Source organism: Caballeronia grimmiae (assembly GCF_000698555.1).
GTDB classification, from domain to species: domain Bacteria; phylum Pseudomonadota; class Gammaproteobacteria; order Burkholderiales; family Burkholderiaceae; genus Caballeronia; species Caballeronia grimmiae.
The window spans coordinates 65,529-90,035 of sequence record NZ_JFHE01000019.1 but is presented as its reverse complement, the minus strand read 5'-3'; the positions used below and the strand labels follow the sequence as shown (position 1 = coordinate 90,035).

Genomic DNA, 24,507 nt, shown 5'->3' with positions numbered 1-24,507 from the left:
GAAAAGGCGTTGTCGATGCGATGAAGCCGGGACGAATCACCGGCGCTTCACGCGATAGACCGCAAGACTACCACGCCAGTTCGCGCCCCAACGGATGGACTGCCCACCGTGCAGCACCACCCGATCCAGAATCTCGATGCCCACTTCGGGCGCGAGCGCCTCGAAATCCTTGATGGTCAGCACGCGCACGTTCGGCGTGTTATGCCATTGATACGGCAGTGCTTTCGACACCGGCATGCGCCCCTGAATGACCGCCAGCCGATGCGGCCAGTAGCCGAAGTTCGGAAACGAGACGATGCATTCGCGCCCGACGCGCACCGTTTCCCGCAGGATCGCGGCGGTCTGGTGAATCGTCTGCAGCGTCTGCGAGAGGATCGCGAAATCGAAGCTGTCGTCTTCGAAGAGGCGCAAGCCGTCCTCGAGATTCTGCTGGATCACGTTGACGCCTTTCTGTGCGCACGCGAGCACGCCGGCGTCGTTGATCTCGATGCCGTAGCCATGCACTTCCAGCTCTTCGCCGAGCAGCGAGAGCAGCGAGCCGTCGCCGCAGCCGAGATCGAGCACGGTCGAGCGCGGCTCCACCCAGCGCGCGATGGCGCGAAAGTCCGAGCGCAGCGCGAGAGAATCGAGAGTGTTCTGGTTCATGCGCCGACCTCCGTGCCAATGCGTTCGTAGTAGGCGCGCATCAGGTTGTGATAACGCGCGTCGTCGAGCAGGAAGGCGTCGTGGCCGTGCGGCGCGTCGATTTCCGCGTAGCTGACCGTGCGCTTGTTGTCGAGCAGCGCCTTCACGATCTCGCGCGAGCGCGCGGGCGCGAAACGCCAGTCGGTCGTGAAGCTCGCGATCAGATACTTCGCCTTCGTGCTGGCGAGCGTTCGCGTCAGATCGCCGTCGTGCGACTTGGCGGGATCGAAGTAATCGAGCGCGCGGGTGATGAGCAAGTAGGTGTTGGCGTCGAAGTATTCGGCGAACTTGTCGGCCTGATAGCGCAGATACGACTCCACTTCGAACTCCACGTCGAAGTTGAAGTTATACGCATCGAGCGCGCCTTCGGCACGGCGCAGCGCGCGGCCGAACTTGACGGCCATGTCGTCGTCCGAGAGATACGTGATGTGGCCGATCATCCGCGCGACGCGCAGGCCGCGGCGCGGCTTCACGCCATGCGCGTAATAGTCGCCGCCGTGAAAGTCGGGATCGGAGAGAATCGCCGAGCGCGCCGTTTCGTTGAACGCGATGTTCTGCGCCGACAGCTTCGGCGTCGATGCAATCACGATGCAGTGCCCGAGCCGCTCCGGATACATGATGCTCCAAGCGAGCGCCTGCATGCCGCCGAGACTGCCGCCCATGACGGCGGCGAATCGTTCGATGCCGAAGCGGTCGGCCACGCGCGCCTGCGCATGCACCCAGTCTTCGACGGTCACGACGGGAAAGCTCTTGCCGTAGGGCTTGCCGGTTGTGCGGTCGATGCTCATCGGACCGGTCGAGCCGAAACATGAGCCGAAGTTGTTGACGCCGATCACGAAGAAGCGATTCGTATCGAGCGGCTTGCCGGGGCCGACCATGTTGTCCCACCAGCCGACGTTCTTCGGATCGTCCGCATAAACGCCCGCAACATGATGCGATGCGTTGAGCGCGTGGCACACGAGCACCGCGTTCGAGCGGGCGGCGTTGAGCTCGCCATACGTTTCCACGACGAGTTCGTAGTCGCCGAGCGAACTGCCGCTCTGCAAGACGAGCGGCTCGGTGAAGTGCAAGGACTGGGGACTGACGATGCCGATCGATTCCATTCATTCCGCCTTTGACGAAGCGGCTAAACGGTGTCGGCTGTGCGCGGAACATGGGCGCGGCTGACGACCTCTTTAGCCGCATTTATAGTGAACCGCCGGGCCTTGGCCCTAGGTTCGCGCGCCCGCAATCGAGTCAGCAAATCGGCGCGTTGTTCAATTCAAATGAGCGGTGAGTATAGCGGAAAATGTCATAAAGCCGTCAATCGCGGCGGCACGCGCGATGCCCGTTCGGACCTCGAATGAAGCGCCCCCGGCACCCGCTTTAGGGCTTTGCAGCAGGCCGCCCGAGCGCCCGCCCGCGCAGGCCGAGCGCCAGCGCGCGAACCGACTGCACCGTGCGATCCACGTAATGCGGCCGCCCCGCGCCCGGCATGCGAACGGACACCGCGCCGCTCGACGTTCGCGCCGCCGGCAGGTGCCCGACGATCCAGACCGTCCGAATGCCGAGCCGCCGATAGCTCTTGAGATGCCCGCGCGTATCCTCGACGAGAATGGCGTCGGCCAGGCGCACGTGCGCGCGGCGCATCGCTCGGCGAAGCATCGGCGCATCGGGCTTGGCGCGCCAGCGGTCGCCTTCACGCATGTCCTCGATGGCAATCACGCGCTCGAACAGCTTCTCGATGCCCAGTTCCGCGAGCACCGCCCGCGCATACACGGACGGCCCGTTGGTCAGCACGATCTTGCGGCCCGGCAATGCGTGCAGCATGCGCTTGATGCCGCGTTCGGCGCGCAGCATCGACGGAAGATCGGAGAACGTATGGACGACGTGCAGGAAGTCGGCGGGATCGACGCCGTGATGCTTCACGAGCCCGAGCAGCGCCGCGCCGTAACGCACCGTATAGCCGACGCGCAGCCGGTTCGCCTCGTCGATATCCACGCCGACGCGATCGATGATGTACTGCGTCATCGCGCGATTGATGGCCGGGAAGACCTGATGCGACGCGTGATGCAGCGTGTTGTCGAGGTCGAAGAGCCAGACGGGGCCGCGCGTTTTGGCGGGACGGCGGCGGGACGGGCGGCGCGAATGGGGGCGCATTGTCGGTGGCGTCAAAAGAAACGCCCGCGTGGCAGCGGGCGTCGGTAGCGTCGATAAATAAGCGCGAGGCTCAGTGCGAGCGGATCATCGTGCCGAACGGCTGCTCGGTCAGAATCTCCAGCAGCACCGAATGCTCGATGCGCCCGTCGATGATGTGCACCGAACGCACGCCGCTCTTTGCGGCATCGAGCGCCGACGAAATCTTCGGCAGCATGCCGCCGGAGATGGTGCCGTCGGCGAAGAGGGCGTCGATTTCGCGCGCGGAGAGGTCGGTCAGCAGGTTGCCTTCCTTGTCCATCACGCCGGGAATGTTCGTCATCATGACGAGCTTTTCCGCGTTCAGCACGACGGCCAGCTTGCCCGCGACCAGATCCGCGTTGATGTTGTACGACAGGCCGTCTTCACCGAAGCCGATCGGCGAGATGACGGGGATGAACGCGTCGTCCTGCAGCGCCTTCACGACAGCCGGATTGATCGATTCCACTTCGCCCACTTGCCCGATGTCGATGAACTGGCCGGGGTTGTCGCGGTCCGGCATCATCAGCTTGCGCGCGTGGATCAGGCCGCCGTCCTTGCCGGTCAGCCCGACCGCCTGGCCGCCGAAATGATTGATGAGCGTGACGATGTCCTGCTGCACTTCGCCGCCGAGCACCCATTCGACGACTTCCATCGTCTCTTCGTCGGTGACGCGCATGCCCTGGATGAACGTGCCTTGCTTGCCGATCTTCTTGAGCGCCTGGTCGATTTGCGGGCCGCCGCCGTGGACGATGACCGGATTGATGCCGACCAGTTTCAGCAGGATCACGTCGCGCGCGAAGCCTTGCTTCAGGCGCTCTTCGGTCATTGCATTGCCGCCGTATTTGATCACGACCGTCTTGCCGTGATACTGACGGATGTAAGGCAGCGCCTCGGCCAGAATTTCAGCCTTCAGGGTAGGCGCGATCTGCGTGAGGTCGGGAAGGTCGGACATGGCGGCAGTCGAGGCGAAGAGCGTTTAAACACGCCGAATTGTACAGGACTGACGCAGCGCAACAGGATGGTTTTCCCGCGACGCCGCCACGCTTTCCGGCACGGCGTCCGGCGTGCAATCATCGGTGATGTTTCTGGCTGTCATCAACACGTCATCATGACGAACATGGAATCCACACGCGAACCGGCTGTCGACGGCGCGCTCGTCTGCGCACGATGCGGCGCGCCGTTCCGATGCGGTTCGCTCGCGGGCGACGCCGCCTGCTGGTGCGCGGCGCTCCCCGCGCTGCCGCTCGATCGCCTGCTGCCCGGCGAGCCGTGCCTGTGCCGCGCGTGCCTTCTTGCGCTGATCGACAAGACGCGCGCCGCCGACTCCGATTAGCCGCGCCTGCGCCGCGCAAAGTGCGACAAATCGCGCCATCGGCGGTTTCGGGGTGCGCGCAAGCGGGATAATGCCGCATGGAACACGATACGCCGGCAGGCGCTTGCGCTGAGCGGCACGCAATCGACGGAACATGCACCGCATAACCAATACCGGACGCGTCAACCTGGGCCATCTTTTCTGGCTCCGCTCGCTCGCGATCATCGGCCAGTTGTCGACCATCGCCGTCGTGCAGATTTTCTACGGCGCGAAGCTCCCGTTGCCCGCAATGCTGCTCGTCATCATGCTCGAAATGCTTTTCAACGGGCTGACGTGGCTGCGCGTGACGCGGGCGCGGCCCGAGACGAATCTCGAGTTGTTCGGCCAGATGTGCGTGGATCTCGGCGCGCTCTCCGCGCTGCTCTTTCTCTCCGGCGGGGCAACGAATCCGTTCGTGACGCTGTATTTGCCGTCGCTCGCGATCGCCGCGGCCATCCTGCCGTGGACGATGATGACCTGCCTCGCGCTCTTCGCCGTCGCGTGTTACGCGCTGCTGAGCTACAACTACGTGCCGCTCAACATCGAGAATCCGGCCAATCTCTTCGATTATTTCCGCACCGGCCTGTGGGTCAACTTCATGGTGAGCGTCGGGCTGATCGGCTGGTTCGTGGCCCGCATGTCACGCGGATTGCGCCTGCGCGACGCCGCGCTCGCCGATGCCCAGCAGCGCCATTTGCGCGACGAACGCGCGGTCGCGCTCGGCGTGCAGGCGGCGACCGTCGCGCATGAGATGGGCACGCCGCTCTCCACTATCGCGATGCTTTCCGAAGAACTTCGCGACGCCGCCGCGCACGACCGCAACCTCGCTCCGTATGCCGCCGATTTCGAACTGCTCGAGCAGCAGATGGGGCTGTGCACGTCGGCGCTCGCGCGTCTGCGCAGCCGCGCGAGCGGGCCATCGAGCCGGCAGGCGCTCGACGAATGGCTCGCGAGCTTCATCGAGCAATGGCGGCTGCGTCATCCGCACGTGAAGTTCAGACAGGTCGGCGAGACGCCGGCGGGCGTGTCGATCGACGATGCCGTCGCCGTCGGCCAGATTCTCACCATTCTTCTCGACAACGCCGCGCGTGCGAGCAACGAGTTCGTGTCGCTGCAAGCGGTGGCCGAGAAGAACGACGGCGCGCGCGTCGTGCGCTTCGAAGTGTGCGATCGCGGTCCCGGCATTCCGCCCGCGCTGCGCGCTTCGCTGGGCGCGGGCCCCGTCGACAGCACGCAGGGCGGGCATGGCGTCGGGCTCTATCTGGCGTTTGCGGCGGCGGCGCGGCTCGACGGATCGATCGAACTGGTCGCGGACGAGCCGCGCGGCACGCGCGCCGTGCTGCGGCTGCCGGATCGCGGGGCGGTCGCGGGATCGAGCCAGGCCGCGCGGACGGAATCGAGCGGCGCGACCTGAACCGCTTGCGGAAATTGAAACATTGCAAGGGACCGCACAAGCGCTGAAGCGCCGGTTGCGGTCAACAAGGAGAAACCAAAATGAGCGACACCAACTTCCTGATCATCGACGACGACGAGGTTTTCGCGGGCATCCTGGCGCGCGGTCTGACGCGCCGCGGCTACACCCCGCATCAGGCGCACAACGCCGACGAAGCGGTGAAGCTCGCCAATCAGCACAAGTTCGGGCAGATCACCGTCGATCTTCATCTCGGCAACGATTCCGGCCTGCGGCTCGTCGCGCCGCTGCGCGACCTGCAACCGGACGCGCGCATTCTCGTGCTGACGGGTTATGCGAGCATCGCGACAGCGGTTCAGGCGGTGAAGGACGGCGCGGACAATTACCTCGCGAAGCCGGCAAACGTCGAATCGATTCTGGCGGCGCTGCATGAAGAAGCGAGCGAGCAGACGGCCGAGGAAGCGATCGAGAATCCGACGCTGCTGTCGGTCGCGCGGCTGGAATGGGAGCACATTCAGCGGGCGCTCGCGGAGAACAACGGCAATATTTCAGCGACGGCACGCGCGCTCAACATGCATCGGCGGACGTTGCAGCGCAAGCTGGCCAAGAAGCCGGTGCGTCAGTAAGCGATTTTGCTGACGTGCGCCGCGCAAGAAAGCGCGGCGCAAAAAAAAACCGCCCAAGCCGGGGAACGAGGGCGGTAATCGGAGAGTTGCAACGACTTCGTGCATATACATGGGGATACGCACACGGTCAGCATACGCGGCGCGTTCGAACCGTTACATACGACTTTTCCTAAAACTAAGACGGTTCCTAACTGCTTGCTCCTAGTCAGCTAGATGGCGCGCCGGCTCGCAACGAGAGCGCGCGCTCCCCGGCGATTCCACCTCAAAATCCCCCATCGTCCCGTAAGCGGCGCGTAATTTCGCTTCGCTTGCCACTGCCCGACCCACTCCGTACACTCGCGCCTGTCCAAGATCGCCGAGAAGGAGCGTTGCCATGTCCGATTCATATTTCCCGCGCTGGCCGGTCCAGCCGGATGCGCAAGGCGGCCGCGTCGTCGCGCCCGACGAACGGCTGCCCTGGCCGCAAATGATCGCGATGGGCGTGCAGCACGTCGTCGCAATGTTCGGCTCGACCGTCCTCGCGCCGCTGCTCATGGGCTTCGATCCGAATCTGTGCATCTTCATGTCGGGCATCGGCACGCTGCTGTTTTTCGTGCTCGTCGGCGGGCGCGTGCCGAGTTATCTCGGTTCGAGTTTTGCGTTCATCGGTCTGGTGATCGCGATTACCGGCTACGGCGGACACGGGCCGAACATGAATATCGCGGTCGCGCTCGGCGGGATCATCGCGTGCGGCGTGGCCTACGCGATCATCGGGCTGATCGTTGCGGCGGTCGGCACGAAATGGATCGAAACGCTGATGCCGCCGGTCGTCACCGGATCGATCGTCTGCGTGATCGGACTGAATCTCGCGCCGATCGCGGTCAAGGGCGTGAGCGGCAGCAACTTCGATTCGTGGATGGCGCTCGTCACCGTGTTGTGCGTGGGCGGCGTCGCAGTGTTCGCGCGGGGCATGGCGCAGCGGCTGCTGATTCTGATCGGCCTCGCGATCGCGTACATCGTCTATGCGGTGCTGACGAACGGCATGGGCATGGGCAAGCCGATCGACTTCTCGATCGTTTCCAACGCCGCCTGGTTCGGCCTGCCGCATTTCACGGCGCCGGTTTTCGATGCGCAAGCGATGACCCTGCTCGCGCCCATCGCGATCATCCTGGTTGCGGAAAATCTCGGCCACATCAAGGCGGTCGGCGCGATGACCGGACGCAGCCTCGACAAGTACATCGGCCGCGCGTTCATCGGCGATGGCCTCGCGACCATCGTGTCCGGCTTCGCGGGCGGCACGGGCGTGACGACTTACGCGGAGAACATCGGCGTGATGGCGGTCACGAAGATCTATTCGACGCTCGTTTTCGTGATCGCGGCGCTGTTCGCCATCGTGCTCGGCTTCTCGCCGAAGTTCGGCGCGGTCATTCAGACCATCCCGGGGCCGGTGCTCGGCGGCGTGTCGATCGTCGTGTTCGGGCTGATCGCGGTGACGGGCGCGCGCATCTGGGTCGTCAACAAGGTGGATTTCTCGGATAACCGCAATCTGATCGTCGCGGCTGTCACGCTCGTGCTCGGCGCGGGCGACTTCACGCTCAAGCTGGGCGGCTTCGCGCTCGGCGGCATCGGGACGGCCACGTTCGGCGCGATCATCTTCTACGCGCTGTTGCGCCGCCGCGGCTCGGGCGTCGTTTGAGCCGACGACGACAAGGAAGCCCGAACCGCTCGGGCTTCCGGCGAATCACCCCGCCATTCCGCGTTTGCGGTTCACGATCGCCGTCTCGGACAGATCGAGCTCCCGCATCAGCTTGTTCAGCGTTTCGTCGTTGATCGCCTGTTCCGAGCGCAAACGCAGCAGTTCCGCGCGCTCGGCCCGCAGCGCCGCCATCTTGAGCCGCGTTTCCACCATTTCGCTTCGTTTCGCCGCCGCGCGCGGCGCTTCGTCGTCGCCGAGCGAGGCCAGCCGGCGCCGGTATATGCTCATCACGCGCGCGGTCGTATCGGCGCAACGGGCGGACGCCGCTTCGTCCATTTCTCCGATGAGCACGTCGTGCGTATTGTCGATGGCGCGGATCGCCGCTTGCGCCGCGCGCAGGCGCGCCATGCGTTCCTCGGCGGCGTGCGGATTGCGCTCTCGCTTCGTCCCGCGCAGCATGACCGGCAAGCCGACGACCGCCACCAGCAACGACACCAGAATCACCGACGACGCGATGAAAATCGCAAGATCGCGCCCGGCGAGCGGTGCGCCGTTATCGAGCGTGACGGGCAGGGACAGCACGCCCGCGAGCGTCACCGCGCCGCGCACGCCGCCGATGGTCGTCATCCCGAGCGTGCGGATGCCGGGCGCGGCGCTTTCGAGTCCCGACTTCGCCGCGCTGCGGCTCGCGAACCAGCGCAGGCAATACACCCACAGGAAGCGCAGCGCATAGAGCGCGATGACGGTCGCGAGCACGTAGCCGATCAGCAGCCCCACGCGTGCGTTGCCGTCGTGATGCGCCTCGACCAGCGCCTGTCCGATGATGTGCGGCAACTGCAGCCCGAGCAGCAGGAACACCATGCCGTTGAAGACGAATTCGATCATCGTCCACGTGCTCGTCATGCGCACGCGCACCGCGCTCGGAATGCTGGCGCGCAGACTCTGGATGTTCATCATCATGCCCGCCGATACCGCCGCGAGAATCCCCGAGCAGCCCGCGCGCTCGGCGATCACATAGGCGGCGAACGGGATCAGCACGGTGAGGATGACGCCGGCGGCGGGGTCGTCATCGTCGGAGAACTTGAGGATGCGCGCCGGGATTTCGGTGACGGCATAGCTGATCGCCGCGCCGATCACGAGCCCGCCCACCGCGATCAACACGAAGCTCACCGCCGCCTCGCGCAGCGAGAACATGCCGGTGAGCGCGGCGGCGATGGCGAACTTCAGCGCGACGAGACCCGATGCGTCGTTCATCAACGCTTCGCCTTCGAGGATATGCATCAGGTTCGCCGGAATGCGATTGCGCCCGGCGATGCCCGTCAGCGCAACCGCATCGGTTGGCGAGAGCACGGCCGCGAGCGCAAACGCGACGGGCAGCGGCATCTCCGGAATCATCCAGTGGAGGAAATAGCCGAGCGCGCCCACGGTGATGAACACGAGCCCGAGCGCGAGCATCAGGATCGCGCGGCGCTGCAGGTACAGCTCACGCTTCGGGATGCGCCAGCCGTCCGCGAACAGCAGCGGCGGAATGAACAGCAGCATGAACAGCTCGGGATCGAACGTGACGTGCAGCCCAAAGCCGGGCCACGCGAGCATCGCGCCGATGGCGATCTGAATCAGCGGAAGCGGCAGCTTGACGGGCAGCAGCGACAGACCGACGCCCGACAGCGCGACGATCATCAGCAGGATGAGGACGGTAAAGACGATTTCCATGCAGGCAATGGGAAATGCCGGATGCGCGCGGCGTCCGGTTTCCTTTCAAAGGACAGGGTGACGCAAAAGTGTAGCCGTTCGCGCCGGCGACGGCATTTTGCGAGGCGCACCGGTGCGGTGCGTCGAAGTGCGGGATTCGCCTGCTGACGGTGCATGGGAAGCGAAAAACGCCGACAAATACGATGGCGTCGCGCGCATGGACATTGCTTTATCGACAGACCCCAAGACTCCGGGCTACTTAAGACTCCGGGCTTCATTACCGAGGGCTGTTCATGAAAGACACATCGAGCGGGACTGGCGCGGGGCCAGTGCGATGGATCGCGGTTGCGCGGGTTATGGCAGGGGCATCGACATGGTGATCGCCAACCCCGAAAAGACGACGATCTCCCCGCGCAGCTTCGAGCTGGGCGTAATGTCGGGACTCGACCGCTATTCCGTCGAGCACGGCGAGTGGACACTGTCGAGCGTGTTCCAGCCGGTCTTGAGCCTGTCGCACATGCGGGCGGTCGGCTATGAAGGGCTGCTGCGCGCGCACGATGCGCTGGATCGCCCGGTATCGCCCGTCGATGTCTTCGGACAGGCGGCGCGGGTCGGCGAAGCGTTGCAGATCGACCGGCTTGCGCAGGCGCTGCATCTCGAAAACTTCAAGATGCTCGGCGCGGAAACCGAATGGCTCTTTCTCAACGTGCATCCCGGCGCGCTGACCGAGCCGTATCACGCGGCCGCGCTGCTCGCGAACCTGAAGCGTCTGCATATCGAGCCGCGGCGCGTCGTGCTCGAAGTGCTGGAGCAGAGCGCCGAGGATATCGAGCGTCTCGCGCAGGCGGTGCAGCAGTTCCGCGACCACGGCTTTCTCATCGCACTCGATGATTTCGGCGCGGGTCATACGAACATCGAACGTATCTGGCAGCTCGATCCGGATATCGTCAAGCTGGATCGCGTGATGCTCTCGCACGCCGGACACAACGTGCACGCGCCGCTTTCCAAACGCACGGTCAAACAGCGGCGCAACATGGAGGCGGTGCTGTCGGGCATCGTCTCGCTGCTGCACGAAGCGGGCAAGCTCGTGCTGATCGAAGGCGTCGAAACCGAGCACGAAGCGCAGCTTGCGCTCGCGAGCGGCGCGGACTTCGTTCAGGGCTTCTTCTTCGCGCGGCCGCATCCCGGTCTCGCCGATGGCGCGCACGCGCAGACCATCATCAGCGATCTCACCGAGCGGTATCGCCTGCAAACCGAAGCGCGCGAGCGGCGCGATGCGACGCGGCTTCAGCCCTACGTCCGCGCATTCGAACGCGCGGCGGAGCGGCTTGCGGCGGGCGAGCCACTCGATGAAGTCTGCTGGAATTTTCTGGCGCTCGATAACGCCGCACGCTGCTTCCTGCTCGATCAAAACGGCCGGCAGTCGGGCCGCAACGTCGTGCTGCGCGCGGACCGCGCGGCGCACGAGGCGCGCTTTCTGCCGCTCGTCGATGCGCAGGGCGCGAACTGGCTGCGCCGTCCTTACTTTCGCGCGGCGCTCGGCGATCCCGAGCGCGTGCACGTGACGAAGCCGTATCTGTCGATCAACGAAGCGATGCCGTGCGTCACGCTTTCCGTCGAAACGCGCTCGGGCGGCAAGCGCTGCGTCCTGTGCGGCGACATAGACTGGCTGCCCGAGGACGACTGATCACTTCGCGACGACAACAGGAATCCCCTTCAGCGACGATGCGCCCTTCATCGTGTCGATGGCGGCGCGCACCGCATCGCCCGTCGCCGCTTCGATGCCGAGGCGCGCGACGATATCGCGCTCGCTGCGCTTGACCATCGCGAGATTCGCGAGTTTCACGTGACCGTAGCCGCGCACGCGCTCGAACAGCGCAGCAAGTGCCTGCAGGTCTTTCGCGTCGTGGGCGTCGGATGTCGCGAGCGCGCGTTGCATCGTGACTTCGTAGTCGTTCGCCAACTGCCGTTCCATGCGGCGTTCCAGCGTCTTGCCGAACAGATCGAGCGCCGTGCCGCGCAGCGCCCGCATCTTCGACAATCCGCCGAACACGGGCCACATCCACTGGCCGAAGGTCTTTTTCTTCGGCACGCCGCCCCGTGACAGAACCGGCGGCGCGAGGTTGAACTTCACCGTGTAGTCGTCGCCGGCCGTGCCTTCGAATTGCGCAGCGAGCGCGGCGCGGAACGCTGGGTCCGCGTGCAGGCGCGCGACTTCGTACTCGTCCTTCACCGCGAGCAGCTTGTAGAACGTGATCGCGACGGCGCGCTGCACGTCTTCATTCGCGGATGCCTTGTCGACCAACGAACGATACCGCTTCACGTACTTAGCCCCGCCATACGCCAGCAGCCGTTCCTCGCGATCGCGGATGAGGTCCGCGAGCGGCATCCGGTCCATCGCGACGCGCTTCGGCTGCGCGGACGCCGCCAGCGAATCGAGCGCGTTCATGTCCACTGCCGCGAGCCGGCCGATCGCGAACGCCAGCTTGTTCGCCGATACCGCGACGTTGTTCAACTCCAGCGCGCGCATCAACGCGCCGTGCGACACCGGCACGAGTCCGAGTTGCCACGCTAAGCCGAGCATCAGAATGTTCGCGCCGATGGTATCGCCGAGAAAGCGCGCCGCGAGCGATTGCGCATCGCAGGTGCGCAGCGCGTCGGCGGCGTTGGGTCCGGCGGCGTGCCGCATCTTGTCGATGAGCGCATCGGCGTGAAGATTCGCGTCGGGGTTCTGCACGAAGGTCGCGTTCGGGATCGCGTGCGTGTTCACGACGATCTTCGTGCGGTCGTGCCGCACTGTCTGCAACGCTTCGGGGCTCGCGCCGACGACCATATCGCAGGCGAGCAGCAAGTCGGCCTGCTGCGTGTCGATGCGAACCTGATTCAGCAGCGCATCGGTCGCGGCGAAGCGCACGAACGACAGCACCGATCCGCCTTTCTGCGCGAAGCCCATGAAGTCGAGCACGGACGCGCTCTTACCCTCCAGATGCGCCGCCATGCTGATCAGCGCGCCGACCGTCACGACGCCCGTGCCGCCGACGCCCGTCACCAGAATGTCGTAGGGCGCGTGATCGAGATGGGCGTGCGGCATCGGCAGCGCATCGACGCGGCGAGCCAGTTCGGCGGGATCGAACGCATGGCCTTCGGCCTTCTTCAGCCTGGCGCCTTCGAGCGTGACGAAGCTCGGGCAAAAGCCGTTCACGCAGGAATAGTCCTTGTTGCAGGACGACTGATCGATGCGCCGCTTTCTGCCCAGTTCCGTCTCCACCGGTTCGACGGAAAGACAGTTCGATTGCACGCCGCAATCGCCGCAGCCTTCGCAGACGGCTTCGTTGATGAAGAGCCGCTTGTCCGGATCGGGGAACTCGCCTTTCTTGCGACGGCGGCGCTTTTCGGCGGCGCAGGTTTGATCGTAGATGAGCACGGTCACGCCGGGCGTGTCGCGAAGACGGCGCTGGACGGCATCCAGTTCGCTGCGGTGATGGAACGTCGTGCCGTTCGGAAACTGATCGTGATGACCGTCGTACTTCTCGGGTTCGTCGCTGACCACGACGAGCAGCGCAATGCCTTCCGCTTCCACTTGCCGCGCGATCTGCGGCACGGAGATGCTGCCGTCGACCGGCTGGCCGCCCGTCATCGCGACGGCATCGTTATAAAGAATCTTGTACGTGATGTTCGCTTTCGCAGCCACGGCCTGACGGATCGCGAGAATGCCCGAATGGAAATAGGTGCCGTCGCCGAGGTTCTGGAAGACGTGCGGGGTCTTCGTGAACATCGCGTGCGACGCCCAGTCGACGCCTTCGCCGCCCATCTGAATGAGGCCGGTCGTGTCGCGCTCCATCCACGACGCCATGAAGTGACAGCCGATGCCCGCCTGCGCGACCGACCCTTCCGGCACTTTCGTCGACGTGTTGTGCGGGCAGCCCGAGCAGAAATAGGGCGTGCGCTTCACGGCATCGGCGATATTCGAGAGGATTTGCGGCGCGACGAGATCGACCACTTTTTCGCGCCGATCGAGCGCGGGCTTGTGGCGCGCGAGCCATTGCGCGAAGACGGGCAGCACGCGCGACGGCCGCAATTCGCCGAGCGCGGAAAGCAGCGGCGCGCCGTCCTGCGTCGCCTTGCCGATGACGGCAGGCCGCGCGCCCGACGCGCGGTTGTAGAGGTGATCCTTGATCTGCTGCTCGATGACCGGGCCTTTCTCTTCGATCACGAGCACTTCCGAAAGCCCGTCGACAAACGCGTCGAGCCGCGTCGTCTCGAGCGGAAACGACAGCCCGACCTTGTAGATGCGCACGCCGGCGGCATCGAGATCGTCGACGGTGAGTTCGAGGCGGCGCAGCGCTTCCATCAGATCGAGATGCGCCTTGCCGCACGTCACGATGCCGACGTTCGCACGCGGACTCGGCGCGATCCACTTGTCGATGCTGTTCGTTCGCGCGAAATGGCGCACCGCGTCGAGCTTGGCGTGCAGCCGCGCTTCGATGGTCAGGCTCGGCAGGTCGGGCCAGCGGTTGTGCAGGCCGCCGGCGGGCGCGGCGAAATCGTCGGGCGCTTTCCAGACGGTCTGCACTGCGTCGAGATCGACCGTGGAGCCGGATTCGACCGTCTCCGAAATCGCCTTGAAGCCGACCCACGCGCCAGAGAAGCGCGACAGCGCCCAGCCGTAAAGCCCGAATTCGAGCATGTCCGCGATGTTCGACGGATTCACCACCGGCATGTGCCACGCGATCATCGCCTGATCGCTTTGATGCGGCATCGACGACGACACGCAGCCGTGGTCATCGCCCGCGACGACGAGCACGCCGCCATGCGGCGACGAGCCGTACGCGTTGCCGTGCTTCAGCGCATCGCCGGCGCGGTCGACGCCCGGCCCCTTGCCGTACCACATCGCGAAGACGCCATCGACCGTGCGTTCCGGATCGCTTTCGACGCGCTGCGTGCCGAGCACGGCGGTGCCGCCGAGTTCCTCGTTGATCGCGGGAAGGAAGCGCACGTCATGCGACGCGAGCAGTTTCTTTGCTTTCCACAATTGCTGATCGACCATGCCGAGCGGCGAGCCGCGATAACCGCTGACGAAACCCGCCGTGTTGAGGTTCGCGGCGCGGTCGAGGGCGCGCTGCATCAGCACGAGGCGCACGAGCGCCTGCGTTCCCGTCAGAAAAATGCGCCCGCTCGTGGCGCTCAGGTTGTCGCTCAGCTGGTAGTCGGAAAGCGCGGGGACGTGAGGCGTGGAGAGAGCATCGGCGGGGACGCGTGCGTTCATGGGCGTGTCTCTTTTTTGGGATAGAGGCGATACGCCATTCTTGGCCGACGATATCGAAATGTTTTTGCGCACTCGCTTCAATCTCGCCCGCATGGAAACGTAACGAGATGATTTTCGAGATAAGCGAGGAAATTCTTCTCGAAACGGCGGCGCTACATGTAAACCCGGAGCCGGTTTGCCATGCGTGGCCGCACCGTTTGGGACTAACCTGACTGGCTCGACCGATGACGGAAAAGGACGGCGATGAAGCTCTTCTACTGGCCGAAGACGCGCGCCTTTCGCGCGCTGTGGATGCTCGAAGAAATGCGCGTGCCGTATGAACTCGTGCGCGTGAATATCCGCGCGGGCGCGCAGAACGACAGCGCGTTCTGCCGCGTCAACCCGATGGCGAAGCTGCCCGCGCTCGAAGACGGCGCCGTGCGCGTGGCGGAATCCGGCGCGGTGCTGCTGTATCTCGCGGACCGTTATCCGCAGTCGCAGCTAGGCGTGCCGCTCGCCGATCCGGCGCGTGGCCGTTTCCTGCAATGGATGTTCTTCACCGGCTCATGCCTCGAACCCGCCATGGCCGAGCGCATGACCGGCGCACAGGGCAATACGGTGAGCTTCGGATGGGGCGATCTGGCGCGCGTCGAGCATGCGATCGAAAGCGCGCTCGAAGAGGGGGAATGGCTGCTCGGCGAGCAGTTCACGGCGGCGGACCTGCTTCTCGCGAGCACGCTGCAGATTGGCTTCCTCGCGCGGATCATCGAGCCGCAAGGCGTGCTCTTCGATTACGTCGAACGGGCGATCGCCCGCGACGGCTACGAGCGCGCCGCGAAAATCGATCGGCTGGAGGCGGAGCGGCTGGGCCTCAAGCCGCACGCGAAAGCGGCGGATTAGGGAAACGCACGAGGCTTCGGGATGCCCGCGCCGGCTTCGATGTCGGCGATTGCGCGCTCGTGCGCCAGCTTGACGGCATCGGCGGGATTGAAAAGGCCATCGTCGCCGCCGACGGTCGTCCACGCCTTCACGGCGTGGTCCAGATGGCGAATCTCGTACTCGGCGTCCCATTTCGGGCCCTGTAGCTCGATGGGTCTCACGTGAATCGAATAGACGCCGTAAAGGAAGACCTGCTCCGCCATGATACCCCTCCGATGCCTTCCGCCTGCAGCACTGACCGTGCAGTTCTACAGTTCGATTTCCCCGAGGATGCGATGCGCCAGCGCCCGCGCTTCGTCGAGCGCCTCGTGTTCGTTCTCCGATGCGGCTTCGACTTCGTAGAGCGTCGCGTCGGCCGCTTCGCCGTCGTCGCGGGCGAGCGAAACGAGGCCCTGGAACTTGCCGCCATCGATGGCGCGCACGCCGATCGTCGCCGTATAGATGCCCTTCGTGTACGTGGTGTCTTCCATGATCGATTCGCCTCGAGGCCGGAACGTCACTATCGAATTCATGCTAGCACGCAGTTATGCGAAGCGTATGACGGCCGCGTGGCGCTAGCGTTGCAGCAGTTCCTCGACTTCCGGAAGCGTTGGCGAATGCGCGCCCGAGTGACGGCACGCCGCCGCGCCCGCGGCGAGCGCGAATTTCAGGTGATCCGGCCAGCCGCCGTGGCGGGACATCAGGCTGTAAAGCAGACCGCCGATGGACGCATCGCCGGCGCCGACAGTGTCGGCAACTTCCACGGCGGGCGGCCGGGCGCTGTAGCTTTGATCGCCCGCATAGAGCGTGGCTTCCGAGGAGCCGCGCGTGACGAGCACGGTCGCCTGCGGATTCATCGCGCGGATGCGGGCGAGCGCGTCGTTTTCGGACAGGCCGCGAAAAAGCATGTGCAGGTCTTCGTCGGATACCTTGATGAGATCGGCCAGCGCCGCCATCTCGCGCAGAATCGGCTCGTAGCCGTGCTCCATCAGGTTGCGGTAGTTCGGATCGAAACTGATCTTCACGCCGTGCTCGCGCAGTTGCGCGGCGAGTCTCGCGAGCGTGCGGCCGAGCGGCTGGCGCACCAGACTGATGCAGCCGAAATGCGCCCACTTCACGCGCTCCATCCAGCCTTGTGGCAGCTTCGAAGGATCGAAGGCGAGGTCCGCGCCGTTCTCGCCCATGAAGTAATAGGTCGGCGGCTGCGTCTTGTGGACAATGGCGAGGAGCGGCGGCCGTTCGACGCGCTGCATGAAGCGCATGTCGAGCCCGGCGGCGGCGCTCGCTTGCCAAAGATCGTCGGAGAAGTTATCGACGCCGAGCGATCCGGCGCACGCGGTCGGCAGGCCGAGCCGCGCGACCGCGCGCGCGACGTTCCAGCCCGCGCCGCCCGGACGCGACAGCCAGCTCGATTCGCCCGTGCGGATCATGTCCGTGAGGATGTCGCCGGCGGAGACGAATTGCGGGAAAGTGGTTTGATCGGTCGGCATCGTTGTCACCGTGCGTTGTTCGGGGAGCCGAGCGCGTTCAGCACTTCGTAGCACGCGCCCATCGTGTGGTAGTCGGTCTTGCCGGCGGGACTTTTCTCGTCGCTGTACTTGCGGTTGTCGCACGTGAGAATGCGATACCACGCGCCGTACCGATGATCGACGAAGTGCGCCCAGCTATAGCGCCACAGTTCGTCGTAACAGTCCCAGAAGCGTTCGCTGCCGGTGCGCGCGCCGAGCAGCGCGGCGGCCGCGAAACTTTCGGCCTGGACCCAGAAGTACTTGTCGTGATCGCAGATGCTGTCGTCGGGGCCGAAGCCGTAGTAAAGGCCGCCGTGACGGTCGTCCCACGCGCGCGAAAAACCCGCGTCGAACAGTTCGATGGCGCGGGAGCCAAGCCACGGCAGCGCGCGATGCCGCTCGAGGATCAGCAGCAGCTTGGCCCACTCCGTTTGGTGCCCCGGCTGAAAACCCCACGGACGAAAGATGTTCGGACTGTCCGATTCGTTGTAATGCCAGTCCACGGACCAGTCGCGATGGAAATGCTCCCACACGAGCCCGTTCGACAGCCGCGCCTGCCGCAGCGTGATGTTGCCCGCGATCTTCTCCGCGCGATCCAGATACAGCACGTGGCCGGTCGCTTCGAAAGCGGCGAGCAGCGCTTCGGTTGCGTGCATGTTCGCGTTCTGACCGCGATAGTCCGAAAGCCGCCAGTCGGGCGTGGCTTCGTCGGCGTAGAGGCCCGCGCTCGCGTCCCAGAAGCGGCGCTCCATCAGCGCGAAAGTCTCGTCGATCATCGGCCTGGCTTCGTCGATGCCCGCCATTGCCGCATGCGCGCACGCGAGCAGCACGAAGGCCAGGCCGTAGCAATGGCGCGTGCCGTCGAGCGTGCGCTTCTGGCCGTCGCGCCACTCGATCTCCCAGTCGTAGCCTTCGTGTTCGGCGTCCCAGTGCGCGTCGCGCAGGAAGCGCAAGGCGTGGCGCGCGTCGTCCAGATAAGCGGCGTCGCCGAAATGCCGGTACGCCATCGCGTAGTTGAAGACGAAGCGCGTGCTGCTGACGAGGTGGCGCGTCGTGCGGTCGTAGACCGTGCCGTCGTCCTTGAAGAAGTGAAAGAAGCCGCCGGACGGATCGCGGGCGACGGGCGCGTAGAACGCGAGCGTGTCGCGCACGTGCGAGCGCAGGAAGTCGCGGCTGCGGAAGTCGATGCGCTGATCGGCTGCCGGCTCGCTTGCAGCGGCGATGGCGGGGGAGGCGGTCAGGTTCATGGCGTGCGGATGTCCTCTTTCTGGCGCGAACTGGCGCGAGCGATGAATTCGACGCTCATCAGCGAATCGGTCTGGGCCAGCGGGTTCGGATGATCTTCGAGCAGCAACTCCACGCCCCGTCGCCCCAGCGCTTCCTTGTCGACGGCCACCGTCGAGAGCGGCGGCGTGCTGTGCGCGGCGGCGGGAATGTCGTCGAAACCGACGAACGCGATGTCTTCCGGCACGCGCAGACCGTGCGCGAGACAGACGCGCATCGCGGCGAGGGCCGCTGCATCGTTATAGGCGAAAACGGCGTCGGGCAACGGATTCGATCGCGCGCGCGCGTCGGCGATGAGGCGCTCCATGGCGTCGGCGGCGGCGAGATCGGCGGGCAGCCCGGCTTGCGCGTTGATTTCGAGCGTCGGGTCGAATAGCAGGCCGGCATCGAAATACGCCTTGCGATAGCCGAGCGCGCGCTGCGCGATGCTGTGATGGGCGAGCGATCCGCCGATGAACGCGATGCGCCTGCGGCCCGTCGCGAAGAGATGCGCCATCGCCAGCGACGCGCCTTTCGCGTTGTCGATGTTCACCGAGCGGAAGCCCGGCGCGCACAGGTCGATCAGCACGATGGGACGCGCAAGCGTCTGCAAATGCCCGAGCAGTTCAGGCTCGACGAAGCCCGCCACCGCGATGGCGTCGGGCGCGTGCAGCCGCATTTGCTGCGCGAGATCCTGCGTCGGTCCGGCCGTGAGCACGGACGGCACGAGGCGACGCTCGCGGCACGCCTCCTCGAAGCCGTGCAGCACTTGCGAGAAGAACGGGCTGACCGCGAAATTATTGTGCTGACGATGCAGCAGAAACATGACGCGCCGAATGCGGGTGCGCAGTTGCGCGGAGTCGTAACCGAGCCGCTGCGCCACTTCGACGACGCGCACGCGCGTGGCCTCCGACAAGCCCGGCTGATTCTTGAGCGCGCGCGAAACCGTCCCGATCGAAACGCTTGCCGCGCGGGCGACGTCGCGGATGGTAGTGGCCATCGTGGTGTTCTCTGTCCTGGAGCCGAAGCGCGCTGTTTATCGCACGCAAAACTATTCGCTCGATTCGCCGGATTGTATAGTAAAAGATCGCGAAAACGTGCTATCCGTGGACTAGAGAAAACCAGTAAAAGCCCGTCCTAATTGGCTTTGAAAGAATCTGTCTTGTTTAGTAAAACGCGGGAAACAGCGCCGTGCGGTCTAGATAAGCACGACTTCGAACGGTCGCGTCAGGCGCGCCAATGTATGCGCTTCGAGTACCGGCGCGCGCCCCGCCGTCGCGTCGGGTTCGAGCTGGCTCCTGAACGCCTGCACCGCCAGCAGCTTGCGGGCGTGCGTCGCATCGTCCAGCACGATACGGCGGGCGCGGCTCCACGGCACGCGCGCGTCGTCGGGCGACGCCCAGTGCCATGCGCACAGCGGCACTTCGACGAACGGCAGGCCGAGCGCATCCGCCGCGAGACAGGCCGCGCGCCCCACCGCTTCGTGGTCGGGATGGCCGTCGCAGCGCCAGGGCGCGAACACGATGTCATCGGACTGAAGACACTTCGAGAGACCGCCTAGCAAGCCCGGCTCGATCTGTTCCGCGGCGCCGTCTTGCAGGCCAAGCCGCGCGACCTGAACCTGCCGCAGCTTGAGCCGCTGCAGCGCCTCCCGCGTTTCGAGCGGACGCGCGGCGGCGAGCCTTTCCGGCGACCATTGAGTGGAATGCGGATGACTCGCGGTGCCGTCCGTGACCGCGACGATCAGCACGCTTCGGCTGAGCTTGGACAGAAGCGCAAGCAGTCCGCCGATGCCGAGCACTTCGTAGTCCGGGTGCGGTGCGATGACCACGGCTCGTCCTCCGGACGGCACCAGTTCCGCAGGCGCGACTTCGGGCAGCGCGGCAAGACGCGGCCAGCCTTGCCACGTCGCTTCGGGCGTGCCGCTGCCGGACAGGATGCGCTCCGTTTCGCTGCCGTCCGCGCGGCGCGTGATCGAATGGCGTGTCGTTACGCGTGGCATGGCGCCCTCCCGACTGCGGTGGCGGAACGCGTGGGGGCGGGCAAATCCAGGCGGGATGCCGCAATGAGCGTCGAGTACGATCGATCGCCCGCGTCCCTGCCTGGATGACGCCGGTCGGGGCGATCGCAGGCAAAGGCGCGCCGCGCGAATGATGTCGCGCGATGTTCGGTCGACGAGGCAATCGGCATGATGCGAGGCATCCTCCAGAGCTATGTTCGATTGAGCGCGGTCGTCCGCGTGGATGAAGTCAAGTGTGGCAAGGGTTGTTCCCGAGCGACATTCGGCCGGAAGACATAAGCCAAAGCGTCGGACGGCGTCAGGCGATCGCTCAGACCGCTGCCGATAAGCAGGTTTTTTTGCCTATGCCGTTTGGCCGAATCGACGGCGCAATACCGAAGCGCTCAAATGAGAAAAGGCCGCACACGGCGGCCTCGTTGGAGCGGAGGAAAGGGAAATGCTGCCTGGTTCAGCGGCGCGCGGGCGCGCCGACTTGCTTGCTGTTGCGCCCCGGTTCGGCCATTGTTTTACGGGAACCCCAGCGTTGCGCGAGCACCGCGCAGACCATCAACTGAATCTGATGGAACAGCATCAGCGGCAGGACCACGGCGCCGACCGCGTGCGTGGCGAAGATGACCTTCGCCATCGGAATGCCCGAGGCAAGGCTCTTTTTCGAGCCGCAGAAGATGATGGTGATCTGATCGGCGCGGCTGAATCCCAGGCGCTTCGCGGCGAACGCGGTGATCAGCAGCGCGACCGCGAGCAGCACGATGTTCACCACGACGAGACCGCCCAGCGCCGATAACGGGATCGAATGCCAGATGCCTTCGTTGACCGCTTCGCTGAACGCGACATAGACGACGAGCAGAATCGATCCTTGATCGACGAACTTGAGCATGGCCTTGTTGCGGTCCACCCATTTGCCGATGGCCGGGCGCAGCAATTGACCGGCAACGAACGGCACCAGCAGTTGCAGCACGATATTGCCCACCGTGTGCCACGGCGAACCGGTCGCCCCGCCGTGATCGGTCACCAGCAGGCCGACCAGCGCGGGCGTGATGAAGATGCCGAGCAGGCTCGACGCCGATGCGCTGCACACGGCGGCCGGCACGTTGCCCTTGGCCATCGACGTAAAAGCGATCGACGACTGCACCGTCGACGGCAAGGTGCACAGGAACAGGATGCCGCCATACAGCGCGGGCGTGACGAGCGGACTCAGCACGGGCCGCAGCGCAAGACCGAGCAGCGGGAACATCACGAAGGTGCTGAGCAGCACGATCAGGTGAAGCCGCCAATGCATTGCGCCGGCGACGATGGCTTCACGCGACAGCTTGGCGCCATGCAGGAAGAACAGCAGCCCGATGGCGACGTTCGTGATCCAGTTGAACGCAACGGCGGCGCTGCCGCGGCACGGCAGCAGGCTTGCGATCGTGACGGTGCCGATCAGCGCCAGCGTGAAATTGTCAGGAAGATATTTTGGCCGTGCCATCAGGAATTCTCACACTCGGGCGATCGCCGGGCGGCGCATGCAGCCGTAACCCGCGTCGCGTCCGGGAAAACCATGATTTTGGCCCGCAGTCGATTGAATTGGCAAATTCATTTCATCGATCGATTGATTCTGTTTTCGCATGAAACGCCTGGACGTAGATTCAGTGCGAACGGTGGTCAGCAACATTCGGGCCGTCGAGGCGCGGATGTCGCGTCGTATCATCCTAAGAAAGAAGCAAAGCGTTCAGTACGGCGAAGTGAAAAAACTCTGACGTAACATGGTGTTACAACCATCGAGACGGCCTAACACTTTTTGGCTCGACGGCTACGGCCGGGCGAAATAAATTGTGGATACTCCGGTCGACGAGACCGTGCATCGCTCGATGCGTGTCTCGCGTGCTCCAACGGCGGCCGGCGTCCCGCGTGATCGGATCGTGTTTCATGGCCGATGCGCGGTCGAAGACTCGTGTTGGATGCAGGCAGTTTCGACATGGCGCTCACTGGCATTCGCAAAACCACTCGGCTTCTGGCTTCCTCCGCGCTCGCTGCGCTGGCGGTTGCGGGTTCGTTCGCGCTCGCCGGACCGCGCGTCGAGTGGGTGTCGCCGGCCACCTATGCCGATACGCCCGCCAACCGTCAGTCGCTTCGCTACACACCGGTGTCCGCGAAGGACGGGCTCACGCCAGTCAGCGCCGAAGTGCGCCCGGTTCCTCAAGCCGAGCAGGCCGCGCCGTTCCGCGCCGCAGGGTCGATACGCGCGGACATCACGCGCTACAACCAGGAGCGCAGCGTGCCGCGCTCGCAGGGCCGCCCATCCGACGATGGCCGTGCCCCGGCCACTTCCAACTTCCGTAACTGATCGCGGCGGCATAGCGGCGATGGCCGCCATGCGTCGATTACGGCTCAAGCGCAGTTATCCAAAAATTATTGGCGCGTCCAGCGCGCGTGTCACGGTGACGTAATCTCGCCACAGTGACGCGTCACAATTCCTCCCAGACATTCCCCTCCTTTTTGCGCGCACGGACAATGCGGCCTTCGGCTGATTGCGTGCATCCAGTAGTTTCCAAACTCCTTTCATCGCGTTCTCGGGCCCGCCGGTTCAATGCTCCGGTGCGGCAAAACACGTCGCTGTAACGCGTGACTGTGAATGCGAGCCGGCGGCGTCATCGACGAATGCGCCACGGAGTAATGAAACCGCTATACCCGCGATAACCAGAAACATTTTTGACCGGATAAATGGTCCGTAAAGATGGTGCCGCTCCCCACGCGACGCCCTCGCTCAGAAGCCCATCACGCCGGTCAGACGATGGCGATTAACGTCCCTCGCTCGCCCCGCTTTTAATTTTTGACAAAGACAGGAGAGTTCATGAAGCCAACCGTCAACCGTGCGACGCAGAAAACGGTGAAAGCAACGGTCAAGGCGACCGTCGTCGCAGCGATGATCGGCTTTTTCGCGGCAGGCGCCGCTCACGCGCAGTCGAGCGTATCGCTCTACGGCCAGGTCGACGAATGGGTCGGCGCAACGAAGTTTCCGGGCAGCGACCGCGCCTGGAACGTGAGCGGCGGCGGCATGTCGACGTCGTACTGGGGCATGAAGGGTGCGGAAGACCTGGGCGGCGGCTACAAGGCGATCTTCACCCTCGAGAGCTTCTTCCGCGCGCAGAACGGCCGTTATGGCCGCTTCGACGGCGACACGTTCTTCGCCCGCAACTCGTACGTCGGCATTCAAGGTCCGATCGGCACGTTCACCGCGGGCCGCCTGACTACGCAGCTCTTCGTCTCGACGATTCTCTTCAACCCGTTCGTCGACTCGTACGTCTTCTCGCCGATGGTGTCGCACGTGTTCCTCGGCCAGGGCACGTTCCCGACCTACACGACGGATCAGGGCGTGACGGGCGATTCCGGCTGGAACAACGCCGTCCAGTACACGACGCCGGACTTCAACGGCCTGTCGGGCAGCGCGATGTACGCGTTCGGCAACAACGCGGGCGATGGCCGCTCGAAGAAGTGGAGCGCACAGTTCCTGTACTTCCACGGCCCGTTTGCGGCGACCGGCGTGTACCAGTACGTCAACTTCAATGCGACGCCGGGCGACCTGCCCACGTCGAATGCGTTCGTCACGCCGGGCTTCAAGAGCCAGAGCGTCGCGCAACTGGGCGCGTCGTACGACATGAAGTACGTCAAGTTCTTCGCCCAGTACATGTACACGAAGAACGACATCGAGCCGACTTCGTTCCACGTCAACACGGGGCAGGGCGGTGTGACGGTGCCGGTCGGCCCGGGTACGGTGATGGCGTCGTACGCGTACTCGCGCAGCAACGGCGGCCTCGACCAGACGCACAAGAGCTGGGCCGTCGGTTACGACTATCCGCTCTCGAAGCGCACCGATGTCTATGCGGCCTACCTGAACGACAAATACTCGGGCATCTCGTCGGGCGATACCTTCGGCGTCGGCGTCCGCGCGAAGTTCTGAAGCACGCCGGGCACAAA

General features: G+C 64.8%; 21 protein-coding genes. 8 read left to right on the top strand and 13 right to left on the bottom strand.

The genetic code is table 11. From position 1 onward, the window contains the following. Positions 1 to 36 precede the first annotated feature (36 nt). The 4 genes from metW to argB form a co-directional block, all read right to left on the bottom strand. Complete coding sequence (gene metW, locus BG57_RS19250) at positions 37 to 645, bottom strand: methionine biosynthesis protein MetW (RefSeq protein ID WP_035967212.1); 609 nt, start codon at positions 643 to 645, stop codon at positions 37 to 39. Beyond that, positions 642 to 1,787, bottom strand: coding sequence for a homoserine O-succinyltransferase MetX (metX, locus tag BG57_RS19245; protein WP_035967210.1), 1,146 nt, complete (start codon positions 1,785 to 1,787; stop codon positions 642 to 644). The genes metW and metX overlap by 4 nt, the downstream gene beginning before the upstream one ends. Positions 1,788 to 2,049: 262 nt before the next feature. Beyond that, complete coding sequence (locus BG57_RS19240; protein ID WP_035967208.1) at positions 2,050 to 2,823, bottom strand: pyrimidine 5'-nucleotidase; 774 nt, start codon at positions 2,821 to 2,823, stop codon at positions 2,050 to 2,052. Between the two features lie 70 nt (positions 2,824 to 2,893). Then, the gene (gene argB / locus BG57_RS19235) at positions 2,894 to 3,793 is read right to left on the bottom strand and encodes an acetylglutamate kinase (RefSeq protein ID WP_035967206.1); all 900 of its coding nucleotides are present in this window, start codon (positions 3,791 to 3,793) and stop codon (positions 2,894 to 2,896) included. A gap of 156 nt (positions 3,794 to 3,949) precedes the next feature. On the opposite strand from argB, the gene BG57_RS19230 reads away from it, so the two are divergent. The 4 genes from BG57_RS19230 (at position 3,950) to BG57_RS19215 (ending at position 7,904) form a co-directional block, all read left to right on the top strand. Beyond that, positions 3,950 to 4,174, top strand: coding sequence for a cysteine-rich CWC family protein (locus tag BG57_RS19230; RefSeq protein WP_035967204.1), 225 nt, complete (start codon positions 3,950 to 3,952; stop codon positions 4,172 to 4,174). A gap of 133 nt (positions 4,175 to 4,307) precedes the next feature. Then, complete coding sequence (locus tag BG57_RS19225) at positions 4,308 to 5,606, top strand: ATP-binding protein (RefSeq protein ID WP_035967202.1); 1,299 nt, start codon at positions 4,308 to 4,310, stop codon at positions 5,604 to 5,606. An 80-nt stretch (positions 5,607 to 5,686) separates the two neighbouring features. Beyond that, entirely contained in the window at positions 5,687 to 6,229 is a 543-nt protein-coding gene (locus BG57_RS19220) for a response regulator transcription factor (protein WP_035967201.1), read from the top strand. 373 nt (positions 6,230 to 6,602) lie between these two features. Continuing rightward, positions 6,603 to 7,904 carry a solute carrier family 23 protein gene (locus BG57_RS19215; RefSeq protein WP_035967198.1) on the top strand — a complete coding sequence of 434 codons (1,302 nt, stop codon included), beginning with the start codon at positions 6,603 to 6,605 and terminating at the stop codon, positions 7,902 to 7,904. Between the two features lie 45 nt (positions 7,905 to 7,949). On the opposite strand, the gene BG57_RS19210 is transcribed toward BG57_RS19215, so the two are convergent. Further along, a complete protein-coding gene (locus BG57_RS19210; RefSeq protein ID WP_035967196.1) occupies positions 7,950 to 9,617 on the bottom strand; it encodes a Na+/H+ antiporter in 1,668 nt (555 codons plus the stop codon). Between the two features lie 352 nt (positions 9,618 to 9,969). Between BG57_RS19210 and BG57_RS19205 the strand changes: the two genes are divergently transcribed. Then, positions 9,970 to 11,283 (top strand): EAL domain-containing protein, encoded by a 1,314-nt coding sequence (locus BG57_RS19205; RefSeq protein WP_035967239.1) that lies wholly within the window; start codon positions 9,970 to 9,972, stop codon positions 11,281 to 11,283. On the opposite strand, the gene BG57_RS19200 is transcribed toward BG57_RS19205, so the two are convergent. Continuing rightward, on the bottom strand, positions 11,284 to 14,862 hold the full coding sequence (locus tag BG57_RS19200) for an indolepyruvate ferredoxin oxidoreductase family protein (RefSeq protein ID WP_035967195.1): 3,579 nt from the start codon (positions 14,860 to 14,862) through the stop codon (positions 11,284 to 11,286). A gap of 243 nt (positions 14,863 to 15,105) precedes the next feature. Between BG57_RS19200 and BG57_RS19195 the strand changes: the two genes are divergently transcribed. After that, a complete protein-coding gene (locus BG57_RS19195; RefSeq protein ID WP_035967194.1) occupies positions 15,106 to 15,741 on the top strand; it encodes a glutathione S-transferase family protein in 636 nt (211 codons plus the stop codon). Here BG57_RS19195 and BG57_RS19190 read toward each other — a convergent pair. The 7 genes from BG57_RS19190 to BG57_RS19160 form a co-directional block, all read right to left on the bottom strand. Further along, entirely contained in the window at positions 15,738 to 15,983 is a 246-nt protein-coding gene (locus BG57_RS19190; protein ID WP_035967193.1) for a hypothetical protein, read from the bottom strand. The two genes, BG57_RS19195 and BG57_RS19190, sit on opposite strands and share 4 nt — an antisense overlap. A gap of 45 nt (positions 15,984 to 16,028) precedes the next feature. Continuing rightward, a complete protein-coding gene (locus tag BG57_RS19185) occupies positions 16,029 to 16,250 on the bottom strand; it encodes a hypothetical protein (RefSeq protein ID WP_035967191.1) in 222 nt (73 codons plus the stop codon). A gap of 84 nt (positions 16,251 to 16,334) precedes the next feature. Next, positions 16,335 to 17,249, bottom strand: coding sequence for a carbohydrate kinase family protein (locus tag BG57_RS19180; RefSeq protein ID WP_035967189.1), 915 nt, complete (start codon positions 17,247 to 17,249; stop codon positions 16,335 to 16,337). Between the two features lie 5 nt (positions 17,250 to 17,254). Further along, positions 17,255 to 18,514, bottom strand: a complete 1,260-nt coding sequence (locus tag BG57_RS19175) for an AGE family epimerase/isomerase (RefSeq protein WP_035967188.1) — start codon at positions 18,512 to 18,514, stop codon at positions 17,255 to 17,257. Beyond that, a complete protein-coding gene (locus tag BG57_RS19170) occupies positions 18,511 to 19,530 on the bottom strand; it encodes a LacI family DNA-binding transcriptional regulator (RefSeq protein WP_035967186.1) in 1,020 nt (339 codons plus the stop codon). Before BG57_RS19170 ends, BG57_RS19175 begins: the two co-directional genes overlap by 4 nt. A 198-nt stretch (positions 19,531 to 19,728) precedes the next feature. Continuing rightward, positions 19,729 to 20,532, bottom strand: coding sequence for a PIG-L deacetylase family protein (locus BG57_RS19165; RefSeq protein ID WP_035967185.1), 804 nt, complete (start codon positions 20,530 to 20,532; stop codon positions 19,729 to 19,731). 466 nt (positions 20,533 to 20,998) lie between these two features. Next, positions 20,999 to 22,018, bottom strand: a complete 1,020-nt coding sequence (locus BG57_RS19160) for a bile acid:sodium symporter family protein (RefSeq protein ID WP_035967182.1) — start codon at positions 22,016 to 22,018, stop codon at positions 20,999 to 21,001. Between the two features lie 489 nt (positions 22,019 to 22,507). Between BG57_RS19160 and BG57_RS19155 the strand changes: the two genes are divergently transcribed. After that, positions 22,508 to 22,876 (top strand): hypothetical protein, encoded by a 369-nt coding sequence (locus BG57_RS19155; protein ID WP_035967181.1) that lies wholly within the window; start codon positions 22,508 to 22,510, stop codon positions 22,874 to 22,876. 507 nt (positions 22,877 to 23,383) lie between these two features. After that, positions 23,384 to 24,490 (top strand): porin, encoded by a 1,107-nt coding sequence (locus BG57_RS19150; protein ID WP_035967179.1) that lies wholly within the window; start codon positions 23,384 to 23,386, stop codon positions 24,488 to 24,490. The last annotated feature ends 17 nt before the right edge of the window (positions 24,491 to 24,507 follow it).